Source organism: Pseudaminobacter salicylatoxidans, from assembly GCF_003148475.1.
In the GTDB taxonomy this organism is placed as follows: Bacteria; Pseudomonadota; Alphaproteobacteria; order Rhizobiales; family Rhizobiaceae; genus Pseudaminobacter; species Pseudaminobacter salicylatoxidans.
In genome coordinates, this window is record NZ_QGGG01000008.1 from 78,570 (window position 1) to 98,371 (window position 19,802).

23 protein-coding genes are annotated in these 19,802 nt (G+C 63.3%); 21 read left to right on the plus strand and 2 right to left on the minus strand.

The window, feature by feature from the left end; all coding sequences use genetic code 11:
• The 21 genes from C7441_RS12525 to C7441_RS12625 all read left to right on the plus strand — a co-directional run bounded on the left by C7441_RS12525 (window position 1) and on the right by C7441_RS12625 (window position 17,657).
• On the plus strand, window positions 1-636 hold the full coding sequence (locus C7441_RS12525; RefSeq protein WP_109613154.1) for a hypothetical protein: 636 nt from the start codon (window positions 1-3) through the stop codon (window positions 634-636).
• A complete protein-coding gene (locus C7441_RS12530; RefSeq protein WP_109613155.1) occupies window positions 633-1,868 on the plus strand; it encodes a MotB family protein in 1,236 nt (411 codons plus the stop codon). Before C7441_RS12525 ends, C7441_RS12530 begins: the two co-directional genes overlap by 4 nt.
• A complete protein-coding gene (locus C7441_RS12535; protein ID WP_109613156.1) occupies window positions 1,865-3,151 on the plus strand; it encodes a chemotaxis protein MotC in 1,287 nt (428 codons plus the stop codon). The genes C7441_RS12530 and C7441_RS12535 overlap by 4 nt, the downstream gene beginning before the upstream one ends.
• Complete coding sequence (locus tag C7441_RS12540; protein ID WP_109613157.1) at window positions 3,148-4,491, plus strand: flagellar hook-length control protein FliK; 1,344 nt, start codon at window positions 3,148-3,150, stop codon at window positions 4,489-4,491. Before C7441_RS12535 ends, C7441_RS12540 begins: the two co-directional genes overlap by 4 nt.
• Before the next feature lie 7 nt (window positions 4,492-4,498).
• A complete protein-coding gene (locus tag C7441_RS12545) occupies window positions 4,499-5,008 on the plus strand; it encodes a transglycosylase SLT domain-containing protein (protein WP_109613158.1) in 510 nt (169 codons plus the stop codon).
• A gap of 223 nt (window positions 5,009-5,231) precedes the next feature.
• A complete protein-coding gene (locus C7441_RS12550; protein ID WP_109613159.1) occupies window positions 5,232-5,900 on the plus strand; it encodes a response regulator transcription factor in 669 nt (222 codons plus the stop codon).
• A gap of 124 nt (window positions 5,901-6,024) precedes the next feature.
• On the plus strand, window positions 6,025-7,293 hold the full coding sequence (locus C7441_RS12555) for a flagellar hook protein FlgE (RefSeq protein ID WP_170125108.1): 1,269 nt from the start codon (window positions 6,025-6,027) through the stop codon (window positions 7,291-7,293).
• A gap of 29 nt (window positions 7,294-7,322) precedes the next feature.
• A complete protein-coding gene (gene flgK, locus C7441_RS12560) occupies window positions 7,323-8,771 on the plus strand; it encodes a flagellar hook-associated protein FlgK (protein WP_109613161.1) in 1,449 nt (482 codons plus the stop codon).
• 4 nt (window positions 8,772-8,775) lie between these two features.
• The gene (locus C7441_RS12565) at window positions 8,776-9,822 is read left to right on the plus strand and encodes a flagellar hook-associated family protein (protein ID WP_109613162.1); all 1,047 of its coding nucleotides are present in this window, start codon (window positions 8,776-8,778) and stop codon (window positions 9,820-9,822) included.
• A gap of 11 nt (window positions 9,823-9,833) precedes the next feature.
• The gene (gene flaF / locus C7441_RS12570) at window positions 9,834-10,181 is read left to right on the plus strand and encodes a flagellar biosynthesis regulator FlaF (RefSeq protein WP_019173189.1); all 348 of its coding nucleotides are present in this window, start codon (window positions 9,834-9,836) and stop codon (window positions 10,179-10,181) included.
• The gene (gene flbT / locus C7441_RS12575) at window positions 10,178-10,621 is read left to right on the plus strand and encodes a flagellar biosynthesis repressor FlbT (protein ID WP_019173188.1); all 444 of its coding nucleotides are present in this window, start codon (window positions 10,178-10,180) and stop codon (window positions 10,619-10,621) included. The genes flaF and flbT overlap by 4 nt, the downstream gene beginning before the upstream one ends.
• Window position 10,622: 1 nt before the next feature.
• Window positions 10,623-11,060 carry a flagellar hook assembly protein FlgD gene (gene flgD, locus C7441_RS12580; RefSeq protein ID WP_019173187.1) on the plus strand — a complete coding sequence of 146 codons (438 nt, stop codon included), beginning with the start codon at window positions 10,623-10,625 and terminating at the stop codon, window positions 11,058-11,060.
• Window positions 11,057-11,323 carry a flagellar biosynthesis protein FliQ gene (fliQ, locus tag C7441_RS12585; protein WP_109613163.1) on the plus strand — a complete coding sequence of 89 codons (267 nt, stop codon included), beginning with the start codon at window positions 11,057-11,059 and terminating at the stop codon, window positions 11,321-11,323. Before flgD ends, fliQ begins: the two co-directional genes overlap by 4 nt.
• A 146-nt stretch (window positions 11,324-11,469) precedes the next feature.
• Window positions 11,470-12,177 carry a hypothetical protein gene (locus tag C7441_RS12590; protein ID WP_146201458.1) on the plus strand — a complete coding sequence of 236 codons (708 nt, stop codon included), beginning with the start codon at window positions 11,470-11,472 and terminating at the stop codon, window positions 12,175-12,177.
• A gap of 233 nt (window positions 12,178-12,410) precedes the next feature.
• Window positions 12,411-14,510 carry a flagellar biosynthesis protein FlhA gene (flhA, locus tag C7441_RS12595; RefSeq protein ID WP_170125109.1) on the plus strand — a complete coding sequence of 700 codons (2,100 nt, stop codon included), beginning with the start codon at window positions 12,411-12,413 and terminating at the stop codon, window positions 14,508-14,510.
• Window positions 14,507-15,259, plus strand: a complete 753-nt coding sequence (gene fliR / locus C7441_RS12600) for a flagellar biosynthetic protein FliR (protein WP_109613165.1) — start codon at window positions 14,507-14,509, stop codon at window positions 15,257-15,259. The genes flhA and fliR overlap by 4 nt, the downstream gene beginning before the upstream one ends.
• Window positions 15,260-15,264: 5 nt before the next feature.
• A complete protein-coding gene (locus tag C7441_RS12605; RefSeq protein ID WP_109613166.1) occupies window positions 15,265-15,654 on the plus strand; it encodes a hypothetical protein in 390 nt (129 codons plus the stop codon).
• Between the two features lie 63 nt (window positions 15,655-15,717).
• Window positions 15,718-16,287, plus strand: coding sequence for a rod-binding protein (locus tag C7441_RS12610; RefSeq protein ID WP_109613167.1), 570 nt, complete (start codon window positions 15,718-15,720; stop codon window positions 16,285-16,287).
• Between the two features lie 24 nt (window positions 16,288-16,311).
• Window positions 16,312-16,725 carry a hypothetical protein gene (locus C7441_RS12615; RefSeq protein ID WP_019173180.1) on the plus strand — a complete coding sequence of 138 codons (414 nt, stop codon included), beginning with the start codon at window positions 16,312-16,314 and terminating at the stop codon, window positions 16,723-16,725.
• On the plus strand, window positions 16,722-17,237 hold the full coding sequence (locus tag C7441_RS12620) for a hypothetical protein (protein ID WP_244916130.1): 516 nt from the start codon (window positions 16,722-16,724) through the stop codon (window positions 17,235-17,237). The genes C7441_RS12615 and C7441_RS12620 overlap by 4 nt, the downstream gene beginning before the upstream one ends.
• Before the next feature lie 138 nt (window positions 17,238-17,375).
• On the plus strand, window positions 17,376-17,657 hold the full coding sequence (locus C7441_RS12625) for an SCP2 sterol-binding domain-containing protein (RefSeq protein ID WP_019173178.1): 282 nt from the start codon (window positions 17,376-17,378) through the stop codon (window positions 17,655-17,657).
• 91 nt (window positions 17,658-17,748) lie between these two features.
• Here the strand turns inward: C7441_RS12625 and C7441_RS12630 are convergent, their stop codons facing one another.
• Together C7441_RS12630 and odc2 are read right to left on the minus strand one after the other, a co-directional pair.
• Entirely contained in the window at window positions 17,749-18,369 is a 621-nt protein-coding gene (locus C7441_RS12630) for a GNAT family N-acetyltransferase (protein WP_109613169.1), read from the minus strand.
• Window positions 18,370-18,492: 123 nt separating this feature from the next.
• Window positions 18,493-19,626 (minus strand): ornithine/lysine decarboxylase, encoded by a 1,134-nt coding sequence (gene odc2, locus C7441_RS12635; RefSeq protein WP_109613170.1) that lies wholly within the window; start codon window positions 19,624-19,626, stop codon window positions 18,493-18,495.
• Window positions 19,627-19,802 lie beyond the last annotated feature (176 nt).

The window sequence follows — 19,802 nt, forward strand, 5'->3', positions numbered from 1 at the left end:
ATGTCCGCACTTGCATTGTTCGAGCTTCTGCAGGATTTCGGCACGCCGCCCACGGCGGCGCGGCCCACCGCCGTGCAGTCGGTCCAGACCTTTTCCACGCCGAGGCAGCCGGCGCCCGATCCGGTTCCGGACCCGGCGGAACTCATTGCGGCAGAGGTCGCGCGCGCCGAGATCGCGCTGGCCCAGCGTCTCAACGAAGAACATGCGGCGGCCCTTGAGGCGGAGCAGCGCAAACATGCCGCCGAGCTGGAGGCGCTGACGCGCAGGCTCGGCGAGGACGCCGCCGCCATGATCGCCGACCGGCTTGCCGATATGGAGCAGCGGGTGAGCGAGCTGACCACGGCCGCTACGGCCCGCATCATGAGTGGCGTGCTGAGCGAAGCCCTGCAGGAAGGTTCGCTCGACAGGCTCGCGCGGTCGATCCGTCTTGCAGTGCAGGACAAGGAGGCGGTGCGCATCAGGATCAGCGGACCGGCAACGCTGTACAACGCGCTTGCCGCCGCCCTGCCGGAGCTTGCCGCGCGCTTCGACCACACGCAGGCCGCCACCTTCGACCTCACGGTCGCGATTGACGAGGACATCTTCGAAACGCGTCTTTCGGAATGGTCCGCCGCGCTTACGGAGATACTGTCGTGAATACGGTCGACATAGGCGACGTCAAGCACGAGATCGTCATCGTTCGCCGCAACCATGGCGATCATGACGACGGCCACCATGGCGGTGTCTGGAAGATCGCCTTCGCCGATTTCATGACGGCGATGATGTGCTTCTTTCTGGTCATGTGGCTCATCAACGCCGCCGACGAGCACACCAAGGCAGCGGTTGCGAACTACTTCAACCCGGTGAAGCTGATCGACCAGAAGTCGAGTCAGAAGGGGCTGGAAAACGCCGGTGACGGCGCCAGTGCCATCGGGCCAGACCCCGACCAGAGCACCGATATCGGCGGCGTGGACGGAAACGGCACCGCAGGTCCGACCAATGAAGACAATTCCAGCGCCTCGCTGAACGCTATCGAGCGTTCCGACCAGCAGCTTTTTGCCGACCCCTATGCGGTCCTGGCCGAAATCGCGGCCAATTCCGGCGTGCGCCAGAATGTCAGCGACAGGGGCGACGGCGGCGTTCAGGAGGCTGGTCCGGCGACCGGCGCCTCCGGCGGCGATTCCTATCGCGATCCTTTCGCGCCGGATTTCTGGTCCCAGCAGGTTGCCACGCCGCTTGCCGAGGCGAGCGCGGAACGCTCCAAAACCGGAGCCAATACTGCAAACGATGCGAGTCCAACCAAGGCAAGCGAGCTGAAAACCCCGCAGGATATCGCGCCGTTGCAGATGGCCGAGGCCGAAAAGGCGCAGCAATCCGCAGCCGCCGATATGCCCCGGGCACCTCAGGACGGCCGCCCCACGCCGGCCAACGAAAGCAAGGCGGAAGAGCTGACCCAAAAGCTCAATGCCGCGCTCGGTGCAAACGACAAGCTCCATGACGGCATTTCCGTCACGGCGACCGCCAGCGGTGTCACCATCTCGATCACCGACCAGCTCGATTTCGGCATGTTCGAGATCGGCTCGGCCGTGCCCCGGCACGAGTTGGTGCTGGCGATGGAAAAGATCGGCAAGGTCCTGAGCGAGCAGAAGGGCAACATCGTCATCAGCGGTCACACCGACGCCCGCCCTTTCCGCGGCGAGGCCTATGACAACTGGCGGCTCTCCACCGCACGCGCGCATTCGGCCTATTACATGCTGGTGCGTGGTGGCCTCGATGAGCAGCGCATCACCGAAGTATCGGGTTTCGCCGAGCGTCAGTTGAAGGACACCTCGCAACCGTTAGCAGCGGTAAACCGCCGCATCGAAATCCGGCTGGAGCAGCCGCAATGACGCCGTTGTCGCGCCTGTGCGGAGTTGCCACTTTGGCGATGCTGGCGGTGGTGCCGGCGCTCGCGCGCGCGCAAACGGCATTGCAGCCCTATCAGATGGTCCGTTCGCTCGAAATCGTGCAGGACCGTATCGCCACCGGCGACCACGCCATCATGCCCATGCAGCGCGAATTGCTGGCCATCATCGACAGCCGTTTGCGCGCCATGAAGACTTCGGACTTCGCCGATGACCGCAACCTTCAGGCGCTGCTGGTCTACGCCATGAGCGGCGGCAACCCCGCAACCGTCAGTATCGTCCTTTCCCGCCTCGACCTTGCCGGACCCAACAAGGACATCGGCACGGGCGTCCTGCACTATCTCAATGGCCGAAACACGGAGGCGCACGCCGCCTTGCGCCCTGTCGATCCACTCGCTTTGCCGCCCGCTCTGGGCGCGTTCGCAGCTCTGATAAAGGGCTCCATTGTCGGGACGGAAGCTCCAGCGGAAGCGCTGAAACTGCTGGACGAGGCCCGGCTGCTGGCACCCGGCACGCTGGTCGAGGAAGGCGCCTTGCGGCGTTCGATCGGTCTCGCGGCCGGAACCGGCGATACCACGCGCTTCATGCGCGCCGCGTCGCAATATGCCGAGCGTTATCTGCGCTCGCCCTATGCGAGCCAGTTCGCTGATGCATTCGTGGCCGGCGTCGTTACTCTCCACGGCTCGCTCGACCTCGCCGCAATCGGTGACATCACCGCCTTGATGGATGCCGAACAGGAACGCGTGATTTATCTGCGCATCGCGCGCCGCGCCGGTATCAACGGCTTTGAGGAACTGGCTTCCTTCGCGTCCGACAAGGCGCAGGAAGCAGGCCTCCGCGTGAACGTGGCCGAGGACCCGCGCGCCCTGCTCTATTCGAGCCTCGCGGCCGTCTCGTCGGGCACATCCGAAGAGATCAGCGCAAAGCTGGCGAAGATCGACCGGCGCAAGCTGTCGGCCAGCGACCGTGAATTGTTCGATGCGGTCGCGGCCGTCGCGGCCAAGCTCACGGCCACACCGCCGCGTTTGCCGGCTCCTCCCGTCGAGCCTGAAACGGCGGACATGGCAGCCATGGACGAGGGCGATATTCCCGTTCTTGATGTCGAGACGGCGCCGCTGCCCCGGCAAGCCACGGCAGCAGGCAGGGTCGCACCCGCGCCCAAACCAGCTTCGGCAACTGCGCCCATCGCCGCGCCCTCGGACAAGAAGGTGGCGGAAACCCGTCGCCGGCTGGAAGAGATCGACAGATTGCTGGGAGATGTACGATGAGCATAGGCATCAACCAGGCGATAGCCGCTCTGGCCCCTTCATCGGCAAAATCCGAAGGGGCGGGCAGGAAGGCGCAAGCCGAGGACGGGGATTTCAACTCGGCCCTCGATCTGGAGAAAACCGGCAGGCAGGACCGTCACGGGAAGGACCGGACCCGCGAAGCCGCTGAGGGCACGCGCGGCGAACCCAGACATGGCAAACGGATCGCCAAGGGTACCGAGATCGCCGACGCCGAGCCAGCGGCTGGGGAGACCAACGGCAAGGCAGCCGCAACACCGCTGTCGGCCATGATCGCGGCGCGTGCGCTCGATGAACGGGCCACGCAGACAGGCAACGGCGCGCGGGGCGCCGAAGGCACCCAGCATGGCAAGACGCAGATGGGCACAGGCGGCGAGCCGGATATCAAGGTCGCGCTGGACCCCGCAACCGTCGAAGCCGCCGAACACGCTGCCCGCAATGCTGCGGGCCGCTCGCGAACGGCGCAGAAGGCGGAGGCCGCCGGTTCGTCCGGCGCAAGCGCGCCCGGGAATGAAACCGCAGACGCCGCTGCCGCACGCAATGCTGCGACAAGAATGCCCGATGCCGCCACGATCACGCTGTCGCTTGCTTCCAAGGCAAGTCAGGCGCAGCAGACTGCAACGCCCGCCGATGCGGCCCTGACACCCGGCCGCGATTTTCTCCAGACATTGGCCGCCGGGATCGACGGCGACCGTCCGCAACCCGACGCATTTGGCCGCAGACCCGATACCCGGCCGGAGCGTATCACCGTGGTTGCCCAGCAGAATATCCCCGCGCCTGTGGCTCAGCCCGGTCCCTCCACCGCAGTCGGGCTGGCAAATCTCATTTCCGCCGATCCGGGCTGGAAAGCGGCTGCTGCCCCGTCCTTCCAGCCCTTGACCGCGCAGCCGAACCTCGCCTCCGCACACACGCTGAAACTTCAATTGCACCCGGCCGAACTGGGCATGGTCACGGCCAATCTGCGTTTCTCGGGCGAGCACCTTACGGTGGAACTGCGCGTTGAAAACGGTGAGGCCTACAGACGCCTCAGCGCCGACAGCGAAACGATCGTCAAATCGTTGCGCAGCATGGGGCTCAATATCGATCAGGTCACTATCCAGCAGCCGCAGTCGTCGGCAACCGCACAGGGTGGCGCGGATGGCAACAATGCCGCAGCCGGCTTCGGCCCGCGCGACCAGCAGGCCTTCGCTTCCGCGAATTCCGGCGGCGGTGAAGGCGGGCGCGCCTCTGCCGGAAACAGCAACGAGAGTTCCCATGGGTCTTCCGAAGATGATGCCGCACCGGCTGCTTCCCATCGCCCTGGCGACAGCCTTTATATCTAGCGTCGCGATGCCGGCGACGGCCGCGACCAATCCGTGCGAGCCGGAAATCCTGCGCGCGGCGGACCGCTATGGCGTGCCCGTCGGCATCCTCTATGCCGTGGGCCTCACCGAAACCGGACGCAAGGGCAGTCTGCAACCCTATGCACTGAACATCGAAGGAAAGGCTGTATTTACCCGCTCGGCCAGCGAGGCGCTGGCCTCCTTCAATGCAGCCCGTCGCAGCGGCGCCAAGCTGATCGACCTTGGCTGCATGCAGATCAACCACCATTATCACGGCAAGCAGTTCCGCAGCGTGGCAGAAATGCTCGACCCGCGCCGCAACGTGGACTACGCCGCGCGCTTCCTGGCCAGCCTTCATGCCAGGCACATGACCTGGTCGATGGCGGTGGCGCGCTACCATGCCGGGCCGAACAATGATCCGGCGCAGAAGCGCTATGTGTGCCGCGTCATCGCGAACATGGTCGCCACCGGTTTCGGCAAGTGGACCAGCAACGCGCGTTCCTTCTGCACGCCATAGTGGCAGCCTCGGGATTCGCCTGCCGCCCCGGTCCGAGTCTCAACGTCAATGAATACACGCCTTGAGGGAGGTAAGCCGGCTCAACAAGCCGGGCGCCCAGGTGCAACCCTTGCGATTCCCGACTCCCAAGAAAGCATCCACAAGATTTGATGGTTTTTCAGGATTCGCCTCTGCGTTTACGACTTGACGCACAGACTACCACTGCTGATTCGGGGGCGGATCTATGATCGTGATCGTGGACGAGCGAGAGCTCGTCAAACAAGGCTATTCGTCACTTTTCGACCGGGAGGGTGTTGCCAGCGCCGGCTTCCGTTCGACCGAATTCGGCGAATGGGTCGAGAGCGCGGCCGAATCGGACCTCAAGTCGATCAGCGCCTTTCTCATCGGCAATTGTGACGATGATGTGGTGTCCCCTCACCGTCTGCGCGACCGCACCGGCGCGCCGGTGATCGCGCTAAGCGATCATCACTCGCTGGAAAACACACTGAAGCTGTTCGAATCCGGCGTCGACGACGTCGTCCACAAGCCGGTTCACATCCGTGAAATCCTTGCGCGCATCAACGCCATCCGCCGCCGCGCCAATGACGATGCGGCCTACACCCAGGTCGGACCGCTGCGCATCTTCCTCGACGGCCGCGACCCGGAGATCGACGGCGAGCCGATGCCGCTGCCGCGCCGCGAGCGCCGCATCCTCGAATATCTGGCGACCAATAGCGGCCGTCGCGTCACCAAGACCCAGGTATTCAACGCGATCTACGGCATCTTCGACGAGGACGTCGAGGAAAACGTGGTGGAGAGCCACATCAGCAAGCTGCGCAAGAAGCTGCGTGAGAAGCTCGGTTTCGATCCGGTCGATTCCAAACGCTTCCTCGGCTACCGCCTGGTCGCCTGATGTATACATCGCGGCCCGACATATCCGCTCCGCCCGGCCGCGCCGGGCAAGCTCGCACCAGCTTCGCACAAGTCAGGAACTATACCCTGCCTGGCCAGAGCCCGGAAAATCAGGAGACGTTTCTATGAGCTTGTACGGAATGATGCGCACCGGCGTGTCCGGCATGAACGCACAAGCCAACCGGCTGTCCACGGTTGCCGACAACATCGCCAACGCCAGCACCACCGGCTACAAGCGCTCAAGCACCGAGTTCTCCTCGCTCATCATTCCGACCGTCACCGGCAACTACACCTCCGGTGGCGTGACCACGACGGTGCGCACGTCGATCAGCCAGCAGGGCGACCTGAAATACACCACCTCGGGCAGCGATCTGGCCATCAACGGCTCGGGCTTCTTCGTCGTCCAGAGCCCCGGTGGTGCGCCCGTGCTCACCCGCGCCGGCTCCTTCGTGCCGGACGCGCAGGGGCGACTGGTGAACGCTGCCGGCTTCCAGCTGATGGGCTATTCCTACGAGAACGGCAATCCAAGCGTGGTGGCCAACGGCCTTGGCGGACTGGTGCCGGTCACCATCTCGCAGACCGACCTCGTCGCCATTCCGTCCGCCACCGGCATCTTCACGGCCAATCTGCCGGCCGATGCGGAAGAAGTCACTGATCCGAACGATTGGCCTTCCGCCAACAACGCGACGGCCAAATATTCCGCCAAGTCCTCGCTGGTGACCTACGACCACCTCGGCAGCGAACAGTTGCTCGACGTTTATTACACCAAGACCGGGCCGAATACCTGGGAAGTCGCGATCTTCAAGCAATCGGACGCCGCCCCCGACACCTCCTTCCCCTACGCAGGCGACGAGATGGTGGGCACCCAGACACTTACCTTCGACCCGTCGAACGGCAAGCTCACCACGACGCCGCTCAACGTCAACGTCACCATCCCCGGCCCGCCCGCGCAGTCGATCGATATCGACCTGTCCAAGATGACCCAGCTCGACAAGAGCTACACGGTCGTCGATGCCAAGGTCGATGGCGCGGCCCCCAGCGGCATCGCCGGCGTGCAGATTGCCGAGGACGGCGTGGTCTACGCCCAATATGAAAACGGCGCGATGAAGCCGATCTTCCGCGTGCCGATCGCCGACGTTCCGAGCCCCGACCTGATGCAGGTGCTTCCGGGCAACGTCTTCGTTCCGACCGGGGATTCCGGCGCCGTGCAGCTTGGATTCCCCAACGAGAGCGGACGCGGCAAGATCGTGGCTGGCGCACTGGAGAACTCCAATGTCGATATTGCGCAGGAACTGACCGACATGATCGAGGCCCAGCGCAGCTACACGGCCAATTCGAAGGTGTTCCAGACAGGCGCCGACCTCATGGACATTCTGGTCAATCTCAAGAGATAGGCCCGGCCATCGCCGAACAGGATTAGGGTATGTCACTTTCCACCGCACTCAACATCGCGCAATCGTCGCTTCTCAACACCGGCATCCAGACCAGCGTCGTCTCGCGCAACGTGATGCAGGAGAAGAACAGCGATTATTCCCGGCGGACTGCGGTGTTGTCGAGCAACGCTCCCGGCGCGCGCGTCGTCGTCATCCACCGCGCCACCAGCGAGCAGCTCTTTCGCCAGAACCTGTCGGCAACATCCTCGTGGAGCGCGCAAAGCACGCTGACAGGCGGCCTTGAACGGCTCAACCTTTCCGTCAACGGCGTTGACGGCGCCATGAACCCGGCAGCGTCCATCGCCGAGTTGCAGAAGGCCCTGCAAATCTATTCGGCCTCCCCTTCCAACCGCACCCTTGCCGACAATGCCGTCAGCGCAGCGCAGCAGGTGGTGCGCAGCCTGAACGAAGGGGCGGCCGCGATCCAGACCTTCCGCGTCGAGGCAGACCAGGAAATCGCCGCCTCGATCACCGACCTCAACGCGCTGCTTGCACAATTCAAGGACGTCAACAACGAGATCGTCGCCGGCACGCGCGCAGGTCGCGACGTCAATGACGCACTGGACCAGCGTGACGGGCTGCTGAAGAAGATTTCGGAGTATGTTCCGATCTCAACCTTCAATCGCGGCGACAACGACATGGTCATCATGACCGCCGACGGCACCACGCTGTTCGAGACCGTGCCTCGCAGCGTTACGTTCGAGCCGGCGCCGGCCTATGCACCCGGCGCGACCGGCAACCAGATCTACATCGATGGCGTGCCGCTTCAGGCCGGCAAGGGCGCCAACACGAATTCGGGCGGCAAGCTTTCCAGCCTGGTCCAGCTTCGCGACGGCGTCGCCGTCGCCATGCAGCAGCAACTGGACGAGGTCGCGCGCGGCCTGATCTCCGCCTTCGCCGAAACGGACCCTTCCGGCGCCCTGCCCGATGCAGCCGGCCTGTTTACCTGGCCGGGCGCGCCAACGGTTCCCGATGGCGGCCTGCTGGTCAACGGGCTGGCTGGGCAGATTTCGGTCAACGCCGCATTCGTCGCCAATTCGCACCTGTTGCGCGACGGCGGCGCCAATGGCACGGATTACGTCCACAATGCCGACGGCGGCGCATCCTATGCCGACCTGCTGCTCGCCTATAATGAGCGCATGGATCAGCCGATGGACTTCGATCCGCTCGCGGGCAACGGCGACAAGGCGAGCCTGACCGGCTATGCGTCCAATTCCGTGGGCTGGTTCCAGGGGCTGCGGCAGGACGCTTCGCGCGCCTCCGACACCAAGGAAGCGCTGGCGGTGCGCACCGCCGAGGCGCTGTCGAACGACATCGGCATCAATGTGGACATGGAAATGTCGAACCTGCTCGATCTCGAACACTCCTATCAGGCGTCGGCCCGCCTGATTCAGGCCGTCGACGACATGTTGTCGGCCCTGCTCGCGGCTGTGAGGTAGCGCCATGAAAGCAAGCTTCGTCTCGTCGTCTGCCATTTCGGAGGCGATGCGCTATTCGCTGATGAAGACCCAGGCGGATCTGGTCAAGGCGCAGAAGGAAAACGCCACGGGCTTCGTGGCCGACAAGGGCCTGGCGCTGGGCGTTCGCACCGCACAGTCGGTCACGTTCAACCGCGAGTTCGAACGCATCAAGGGCATAATCGATTCCAATGCTCTCGCGGCCACGAGGCTGTCAGCCACCCAGGAGGCTCTCGACCACCTTGCCGCAGGCGGCCAGGCCTTCCTGGCCACCCTGACCACGGCCAGGTCGGGAGCGCTTCAGGACAATGTGCTGCGCGGAGGCGCGGAAGACCTGCTCGAGTCGCTCATCGGCGCCCTCAACACCAGCGTCAACGGCGAGTATATCTTTGCTGGCATCAACACGGATGTGAAGCCGATCGATGACTTCTTCCAGGCCGGCTCGGCCGCGAAAACGGCATATGATGATGCCTATGCCCGGTATCTTTCAGACACAGGCGCAGACCCGACCAATCCGTTTCCCACCGCCGCCGACATGGACCTCTTCAGCGGCACATATCTGGAGCCATTGTTCATGGGCGCCGGCTGGAGCGACTGGTCCAGCGCCTCGGATCAGGCGATCACCAGCCGCATCTCGCTGAACGAAACCAACGAGACATCCGTCAGCGCCAATCATTCCGGCGTTCGCAAGATGGCCATGGCTGCTACAATGATAAGCCAGCTTCTGAGCGATACCCTTGCCGACGATGCCAGGGCCGCTCTCGTCGACAAGGCAATGTCGCTGGTCGCGTCGTCGTTGACCGACCTGACGGATCTGCGTTCGCAGACGGGCATCGCGCAGAAGCGCCTGAGCGATGCCACCGATCGTCTGGGTCAGCAAAGCGACCTCATGGAACGACAAATCCTGTCGCTTGAAGGCGTCGACCCCTACGAAGCTGCCACGCGCGTTTCCGAACTCATGTCGCATGTCGAAACCGCATACTCTCTGACAGCGCGCATACAGCAACTCAGCCTCCTCAGATTCCTGAGCTGATTGGGAGCATCATGTATCAGTTTTCCTATGCCGATATTCAGGACGATTCCGTCGCCGACGCCAAGGATCGCGAAAAGCAGGCCCTCAGCCGGTCCATCGACCTGCTGGTCGAAGCACAGGCCAACGGCGTCGGCTCGCGGCAGGCTATAGAGGCGATCTACTTCCTGAACCGTTTGTGGACCGTCTTCGTCGAGGATCTTGGCAATCCCGAAAATGCACTGCCGCGCGAGTTGCGCGCCAACCTGATATCCATTGGGCTGTGGCTGATGCGCGAAGCCGAGGAGGTGCGCAGCGGCCGCTCCACGAATTTCGAGGGACTCATCGAGGTGTCGCAGATAATCCGCGACGGCATTCAATGAAAAGCACCCTCAAGATTTCGCTGAAGCCCAACGAGAAGATTTATCTGAACGGCGCGGTCGTGAAGGTCGACCGCAAGGTCACGCTCGAAGTGCTGAACGACGTCCAGTTTCTGCTGGAAGGTCATGTGCTGCAGCCGGAAGATGCCTCGACGCCGCTGCGCCAGCTCTATTTCATGATACAGATCATGCTGATGAACCCGTCGGGCGCCGACGAGGCGCGTGCGCTGTTTCGCCAGTCGCTGCCGCTCCTCATCGACACCTTCGAAGAGCGGGAAATCCAGATCGGTCTCAAGCAGATCGACCGCATGGTCAGCGAAGACCGGGTCTATGAGGCCCTGAAGGCGGTGCGCGGCCTCTATCCGCTGGAAGCGAAAGTCCTTGCAGCCGCCAGCGCACCCGTGCCCGCACCACAGCCCCGTCCCCTGGCCGTAGGAGAATAAAATGGTCGCCCCCATCGGTCTCGTGAACAACAATCCAACTGCGACCAACACCAGCAATGGCACCGACCAGACGTCGAAGACTGCGGTGGACTACCAGTCTTTCCTGCGCCTGCTCATTGCCGAGATGCGCAACCAGGACCCGACCAACCCGATGGATTCCACCCAGTATGTGGCCCAGCTCGCCTCCTTCTCACAGGTCGAGCAATCGGTGCAGATCAACGACAAGCTGAACCAGCTCCTGCAATCGCAGTCGCTTTCGCAAGCCGATGCGCTGATCGGCCGGACCATCACCACCGCCGACGGCGTGACCGGCGAGGTAGCCTCCGTCAAACTTTATTCCGACGGCATCATCGCCGAACTCAGGGACGGCACGCAGGTCGTCGTCGGCCCCGGCATCACCATCCAGCCCACCAAGCCCGAGGCCGAAGCCGACGCATGAACGAGGCCGACGCCCTCGATATCGTCCAGTACGCCATCTGGACAGTGCTGACCGCCAGCGGCCCGGCCGTGGCGGCCGCGATGCTTGTGGGCGTGGGCATCGCGCTGGTGCAGGCGCTGACCCAGATCCAGGAAATCACCCTCACCTTCGTGCCCAAGATCGTGGCCATCATGCTGGTCGTGGCCCTGACCGGTCCGTTCATGGGCGCGCAGATTTCCTCTTTCGCCAATGTGATCTTCGAGCGGATCGAACACGGTTTCTGACGGCATATCCCAATCGGGGATCGATTTTACCGGAAGACTGTGCATAGACTGTAGTGCCGGAACCGGGGAAACATGCAAGCCCGAAGACAGCGGATGGCGGTTCGCGGTCTTCCCGACAACCGATTGATCCGATCGGGAGGAAACGCATGCCGAATTCCCCGCTCCTATCCCTTGTGTTCGCGGCCCCCCTGCTGGTTGCGGCCCCGGCACACGCCAAGCCGGCGCCCAAGGCCGTCGATCTCTCCAAAAGCGTCACCGACGTTCGCATCGACAGCCCCGCCGGCGAAGTCACCATCACCACCGCCACAGGTCAGCCCTACCGCGCGTCGATCCGTGCCCGCGAGAGCGGTTCCAACTCCTCCGACAGCTTTCTCGAAGCCTGCCAGGCACTCGCCTCGATCGGAGTCCAGGGAGCCGCACTGGTCGTCAAGGTCGCGCCCTCCACCTCCTCCGATCTCGACGATTGTTCCTACGACATCAATGCGAATATTCCGGCGAATGCCGATGTTGCCATCAGGCAATACGGTCTGCAGGCATCACTCAATGGCGACTTCAAATCGGTGACGACCCGGACAAACGCCGTCAGGCTGCTGCTCCAGGGACATGCCACCGCTCTCTCCATGGAAAGCCAAGCCGTGGATGCCGATATAAGCTTCGCCCAGGTAAACCATAACGAGACCATCGACATAAGCAGCAAGGCGCTCAACGCCACGCTGGATTTCGGTGGCGCCCAGCCGATCAGCTATTCGGCGGAAGGCGTTGCCTCCTGGGTGGACAGCCAGCTTCCCAGCACGCCGGGCGCGAAGCCATCCATCCGATTGAAAGCCATGTCCGTCCGCGCGACCATTCGCTGAAACAGGAAGGCGGACACATCAGGCCGCCAGCGGCCGCGTCTTGGGCCGGGGAAACAACGGAGTGCGGTCGCATCGCCGGAGAACAGCCCTGTGATGGCAGGCCTGCGGCTGCAAATCCGGCATCTGTTCCAAGGGAATTCACCCTCCTCATCCGAGGTGTCCCCTCCCATGCTCGCGCAAGCTTGGCGCCCTAAGGTCGAAGCGCCCGCATCGCGCGCCGGCGGGCAGCGAGCATGGAGAAGCAAGTGGCCCTCGTAGAAACAACGACTTCCGGCACCGCCAGCCGAAGCGGTCGCGACGTCTTTTTCGCGCTTGGCATCATCGTTATCCTTGCGGTCCTGTTTCTTCCGATCCCGGCCTTCCTCATCGACGTAGGCCTCGCCTTCTCCATCGCGCTGTCGGTGCTGATCCTGATGGTGGCGCTGTGGATCCAGCGGCCGCTGGATTTCTCGTCCTTTCCGACGATCCTGCTCATCGCCACCATGCTGCGCCTGTCGCTCAACATCGCCACCACGCGCATGATCCTGTCTGAAGGCAATGTCGGCACCCACGCGGCCGGTTATGTCATCAGCGGCTTTTCCCAGCTCGTGATGAGCGGCGACTTCGTGATCGGCCTGATCGTCTTCCTGATCCTGATCATCGTCAACTTCATCGTCATCACCAAGGGCGCCACGCGTATCGCGGAAGTGGGCGCGCGCTTCACCCTCGACGCCATCCCCGGCAAGCAGATGTCGATCGACGCCGACCTCTCCGCGGGCGTCATCGACGACAAGACCGCGCAGCTCCGCCGCCGCGAGCTGGAGGAGGAAAGCTCCTTCTTCGGCTCCATGGACGGCGCCTCGAAATTCGTGCGTGGCGATGCCATCGCCGGCCTCATCATCACCGCCATCAACATCATCGGCGGCATCGCCATCGGCTATTTCCGACACAGTATGGATATGAGCCAGGCCACCGACATCTTCGTCAAGCTGTCGGTGGGCGATGGCCTCGTCACCCAGATCCCGGCGCTGATCGTATCGCTCGCCGCCGGCCTTCTGGTGTCGAAGGGCGGCACCCGCGGCTCGGCCAACCAGGCCGTGTTCGGCCAGCTCGGCGCCCATCCCCGCGCACTCTATGTGGCCGCCCTGCTTCTGGTGGTGCTGTCGCTGATGCCCGGCCTGCCTATGTTCCCTTTCATCATGCTGGCGGCGGCGATGGCGGCCGTGGGTTACGTCATTCCGCGCCGCGAGCAGGAGCGCCTTGCCGCCGCGCGTGCGGTGGAACAGGAAGCCAGGGCTAGCAAGGAGGAAGAGGAGAAGAACTCGGTCAAGAACTCGCTCAAGACCGCCGAGATCGAGCTGCTGATCGGCAAGCAGCTCTCCACCAAGCTGCTGCTGTCGCACCAGGAACTGGCCTTCCGCATGAACAAGATGCGCAAGAAATTCGCCCAGCAATACGGCTTCGTGGTGCCCGAGGTGCGGCTGACCGACGATGTCAGCCTGCCGGCCAAGACCTATCAGATCAAGGTGCATGGCACGGTGGTGGCCGAGTACCAGATGCGCATCGGCGAGGTGATGGTGCTGCTGGGGCAGCGCGACGTGCCCGACATTCCGGGCGAGGAAGTGCGCGAGCCGGCCTTCGGCATGCGCGCCTACTCGGTGCCGGACATGTTCGTGGAAGATCTGAAACGCGAGCAGTATACCTTCGCCGACAACATGTCGGTGCTGCTGACGCATCTGTCGGAGGTGATCCGCAACAACCTGCCGCAACTGCTCTCCTACAAGGACATGAAGGCCCTTCTGGACCGGCAGGACCCCGAATACCGCAAGCTGGCCGACGAAATCTGCACCTCGCACATTTCCTATCCTGGCCTGCAGGCGGTGCTGAAGCTTCTGCTTGCCGAACGCGTATCGATCCGCAATCTGCATCTGATCATCGAGGCGATCGCCGAGATCGCGCCGCATGTGCGCCGCACCGAGCAGATCGTGGAACATGTGCGCGTGCGCATGGCCCAGCAGATCTGCGGCGACCTCAGCGAAGGCGGCGTGCTGAAGGTGCTGCGGCTGGGCAACCGCTGGGATCTCGCCTTCCACCAGGCCCTCAAGCGCGACCCCAAGGGCGAGGTGCGCGAATTCGACATCGACCCGCGTCAGCTCGAGGAATTCGGCCAGGAAGCCACCAAGGTCATCCGCGCGCATCTGGAAGCGGGCGAGCGCTTCGCCATCGTCACCGCGCCGGATTCGCGGCCCTATGTGCGCATGATCATCGAGCGGCTGTTCTCCACGCTGCCCGTGCTCTCGCATGTGGAGATCGCGCGCGGCGTCGAGATCAAGGTGCTCGGAACCATTTCGTGAACGTAGCGCCCGAAACAGTGGTGCTGGCGGCCTTCGTCGCCTTCTGTCGCATCGGCGGATGCTTCCTCATCATGCCGGGCTTTTCGAGCGCGCGCGTGCCGGTACAGGTCCGGCTGTTCATCGCGGTCGCGGCCACCGGTGCGCTTCTGGTGCATCTGTGGGACCACATCGTCCCCTTCATCGACCGCCGGCCGCAAGTGCTTGCGCCGATGATCGTCTCGGAACTGATGATCGGCGGGCTGATCGGCGGGCTGGCGCGGCTTTATGTGCTCGCGCTGCATTTCATCGGTGCGGCCATCGCCATGCTCATCGGTTATGGCGGCATGGGCGGCACGGCGATCGAGGAGAACGAACCGCAGGCGGCCCTTGCCAGCATCATTTCGTTCTCGGCGCTGTTGCTGCTGTTCGTGTTCGACTTCCACCACGAGATCGTCAAGGCGCTGGTGACGTCCTACGAAGTCGCGCCGCTCAACACGCTTTTCAATCCGCGCGCGGCGCTGGTCGATGTCACCGACACGCTGTCGGAAAGCTTTCTCCTGGTGCTGCGGCTGGGCAGCCCCTTCGTGGCCTATGCCATACTGGTCAACCTGACCATCGGCTTCGTCAACAAGCTGGTGCCGCAGATACCGATCTACTTCATCTCGCTGCCCTTCGTCATCGCGGGTGGCCTGATCATCTTCTACTTCGCCATAGGCGTCATGATCAGCCTTTTTGCCGATGGCTTCGTCGCAACCACAATCGGAAGATAATCGCCATGTCCGACCGCAAGCAGCGTCTGGCAAAACTGGTCAAGGTGCAAAGGCAGCTCAAGGCCCTGCATGAGACACGCCATGCCGGCTTCCTGTCGGAAGCGGCGGCCGCCGAGAACGAGGCGGTCGAACTCGTCAATCGTTTCGATGCCAAGGGATCGCTGTCGGGCATGTTCCCGGATGTCTATCATCGTCGCATCGGCAAGGCGGTCGCACGCAGGCAGGAGCAGGAGGAACTGGCTCGCACCGAGGCCGGCAAGGTGGCAGTCGCGACCGCGCGCACCAACATGGTCGAGCGCGCCTATCGCGAGGTGCGCCAATGGGACGAACGCCAGAGCGCCGACCGCGACCGGCTGGAAATCATCGAACGCAACGCCGTGGCCGACGACCGGTAAGGTTGCCACAAGCTTGCCTGCACATAATGCAGGTTGCGTTAACCCGACGAAGGATGTCTCTCCTTGGCGATCTCTCCCCCCAGCGACATTGTCCTGGACGTGGCCCGCGCGGTCGAGCCGTCGGGCGTGCAACAAGCCCGCGCGGAACTGGCAAAGCGCGCCAATGCGACCGGAGCCGGGGGCATATCGGCAAGCTTCTCGCTTGGCGATGCCGGCCGCTATGGCAAGGCTGCAACCGCCAATGCGGAGGCGAAGGCGCCTGACGCCTTCAAGCGCTTCGAGGCCATGGTGCTGCAAACCTTCGTGCAGAACATGATGCCCAAGGAAGCCGAGAACGTCTACGGCAAGGGCATGGCGGGCGATATGTGGAAATCCATGCTCGCCGGCAAGATCGCTGACGTCATGGCCGAGCGCGGCGGCATCGGCATCGCCGACCGCGTGCTGGGCGACCACTATATGGACGGCAAGGAAAGAAAGGCCGTGGGACCGATTTCCGGTGGACCCGGCAAGGCCGAACTCGACGAGCAGAACCGCCTTTCGACGGCTCTGGTGCAGGATCTGCAGCGCAAGCTGACGCGCGACCTCATCAGCGACAAAGCCGCCACCGCCGCCCCCTCGGGGCCGAAAATCTGACAATCGCAACGGGATAGACCGATCATGACCGAACCGCAGCCGACCGTCCAGAACCTGCCGGCGCAGACCAGGGCCGCATCCGCGGCCCGGCTCGGCAATCTGTCGGCGATCATCGGACGCATCGTGGAGGCTGTTGATCAGGAAACCGCCGCGATCCGTCGTGGCGGCGCCGATTTCGACATCAAGGCAGCCAATATGCGCAAGAGCCGCTATCTCTACGAGCTCACCCGCGCCACCAAGGGCATCGAGGACGCCGAGGTGCTGGCCGAGCATCGCGACAGCCTCGTGCATCTGCGCGAACGGCTCGCCGCCAACGAGTCGGTCATCCTGGCGCATATGAATGCGGTGGGCGAGGTCGCCGCCCTCATGCAGAGCGTGATCCAGCGTGCCGAGACGGACGGCACCTATACGGAAGGTGAGTTCGGGTGGGCCCGTTGATCAAGTTCATCGGCGCGGCGGTGTGGATATGCATCGTCACGCTCGGCGCCGTGTTTTATTCCTTCCAGACCTCCAGCGCCAAGCTGGAGGACGGCGCACTGCCACCGCTGCTGGGCGGCCTTGACTACGTCAAGACGAACATCATCACCGTGCCGGTATTCAACGAGGCCAATGTCGAAGGCTATTTTCTTGCGCGCCTCGTCTACACCGCCGATCCCAGCGAACTGAAGAAGCTGACGGTGCCGGCCGAGTCGCTGATCACCGATCAGGTGTATTCCTATCTCTACGCCAACCCGCAGATCGACTTTGCCAATCGCGCCAAATTCGATCTCGACGCCTTCCGCAATGGCATCCGCGACAGCATCAACGCCCGCGTGGAGCAGAAGCTGATCCACGAAGTCATCATCGATCAGATCGACTTCCTGACGCGCGACGAAACACGCGGAAAGTCGATCCCCCGTCGGGATGTCGGCCAGCCGATCGCTCCAAAAACGTCCGCCTCCGCTCACTAGAGGCCGCCTAGAAGCGGTTCGAAATCGGGTTGCCCGGGAAGAACAAATTGACGTTTACGTCAACGAAAGGCTATACGAAAAGTATGAACCGCTTTCATCAGGCGGTACCGCCAAAATGAATTCCAGGGAGAAGTTGCCATGAGTGTCGAAGCTGTCGCCGATAAGATCCGGTCGCGCGTGGAGGCTTCCGGCTTCCATGGTTCGGTAAAGTTCGACACGGTCGGCGACGGGGTGATCGTCATCGACGGCAATACGATTTCCACCACCGACGCACCGGCCGACTGCACGATCACGCTGAGCCTTGACGATCTGGAGTCGATGATCGCGGGCGATCTCAGCCCCACCACCGCCTTCATGACCGGCAAGCTGAAGGTCGATGGCGATATGTCTGTGGCCATGGCGCTCAGCCAGATTCTCTGAATCTGATCCGCGACTTTGAAAAAGCCCGGCGTTCACGCGAGCGCCGGGCTTTTGCTTTGGCCTTGTTCAGGCGGCTGACTTGCCGGGCTTCTCACGCGACCAGCTTCACCCGCGTCGTCTTCATCTTGCGCCCGGCTGGCTTCAACACTCCGCAAGCATCGTTCAATGCGCCCTCGACAAGCTCCAGCGCGAGAAAGCGATGCAGCTCATAAGGTCCCGGCATAGCCAGCGATCCGGTCTTGGCGGCTGAAAAGCCGAAGCGCGCATAATAGGGCGCATCGCCCACCAGCAGGATCGCGCCATGGCCGAGCCTGGCCGCTTCGGCGATGGCGTGACGCATCAGGGCGGACCCGACGCCGGCGCCTTTCTGAGACGGCTCGACAGCAAGCGGCCCGAGCAGCAGTGCTTTCGCCCCGCCCTCCCCAAGCGTCACGTCCCAAAGCCGCACCGTACCGATAACGACGCCCGCTGCATCACGCGCAATAAAGGCCAGCCCTGCCGATGGCATGCGGCCACGACGCAGCTTTTCCGATGACTTGCGCCGCCGCTGCTGGCCCATCGCGCGATCGAGCATTGCCTCACGCGCGGGAATGTCGGAGCCCTGTTCGGTGGTGATGGTGAAGGCCGTGCAACTGACGACCTCCCCTCTTGTGGAGGAGATCAGCCAATCCTCAGCGTTAGCGCCTTTGGCAATCCAGTCTGCATTTTCCATTTCCGCGATCCTTCACAAGCGGAGGTCTGTTCCACGAGCGAACCCGCCGCCGATGAAGCCATCGGCGGGCAGGATGATCTGGCGGCTGCCGGGCACCTGCGAACAGGTGCCCGGAACGAGCCGTCAGATCACGTAGGATCGGAGCGGCTCGAAGCCGTTGAAGGCGACGGCCGAATAGGTCGTCGTATAGGCGCCGGTGCCTTCGATCAGCACCTCGTCGCCGATGGTCAGCGACACCGGCAGCGGATAGGGCGCCTTCTCGTAGAGCACGTCGGCCGAGTCACAGGTCGGACCGGCAAGCACGCAGGGCTCCACCGCATCGCCGTCTCGCGGGGTGACGATCGGATAGCGGATCGCCTCGTCCATCGTTTCGGCCAGCCCGCCGAACTTGCCGATGTCGAGATAGACCCAACGCACATTGTCGTTGTCGGCCTTCTTCGAGATCAGCACGACTTCCGACTTGATGACGCCGGCATTGCCCACCATGCCGCGGCCCGGCTCGATGATGGTTTCCGGAATGCGGTTTCCGAAGTGCTTCGAGAGCGCGTCGAAGATCGCCTCGCCATAGGCCTGCGCGGTCGGCACGTCCTTCAGGTAGCGGGTCGGGAAACCGCCGCCCATATTGACCATGCGCAGCGTGATGCCCTCCTGCGCCAGCGCCGAGAACACGGCCTTGGCGTCGGCCAGCGCGCGATCCCAGGCGACGAGGTCGGTCTGCTGCGAGCCGACATGGAATGACACGCCATAGGCATCGAGACCGAGCATCCTGGCTTGACGCAGCACGTCGACCGCCATCGCCGGCACGCAGCCGAACTTGCGCGACAGCGGCCATTCGGCTCCCTCGCCATCCGTCAGCACGCGGCAGAACACGCGGGCGCCGGGCGCGGCGCGGGCTACCTTTTCCACTTCCTCGACGCTGTCCACCGCGAACAGGCGAATGCCGTGCTCATAGGCGCGCGCGATGTCGCGCTCCTTCTTGATGGTGTTGCCGTAGGAGATACGGTCAGGCGTGGCACCCGCATCCAGCGCCATCTCGATCTCGGCCACCGAAGCGGTGTCGAAGCACGATCCGAGCGATGCAAGCAGGCGCAGGATTTCCGGCGCGGGATTGGCCTTCACCGCGTAGTAGATCTTCGAATTCGGCAGGGCCTTCTCGAAGGCATGATAATTGTCGCGCACGACGTCGAGATCCACCACGAGGCAGGGACCTTCGGGACGTCGGGTGGCAAGAAAATCGAGGATGCGCTGGGTGGCCATGGGTCTCTCCTCTGCGTGGGGTTCTTCCCACGCGAAAACAAAGCTGCGGCGCGATCCCGTCCGGTCGCTGATGCCGCTATGGACAAAGGCATGAATGCGATTCAACGAGCCGGGCGGTGGAGATCCCGGAACGAAAAAACGCTTTCACGCGGCGATGAGCATGCGCCTTGCGGCAT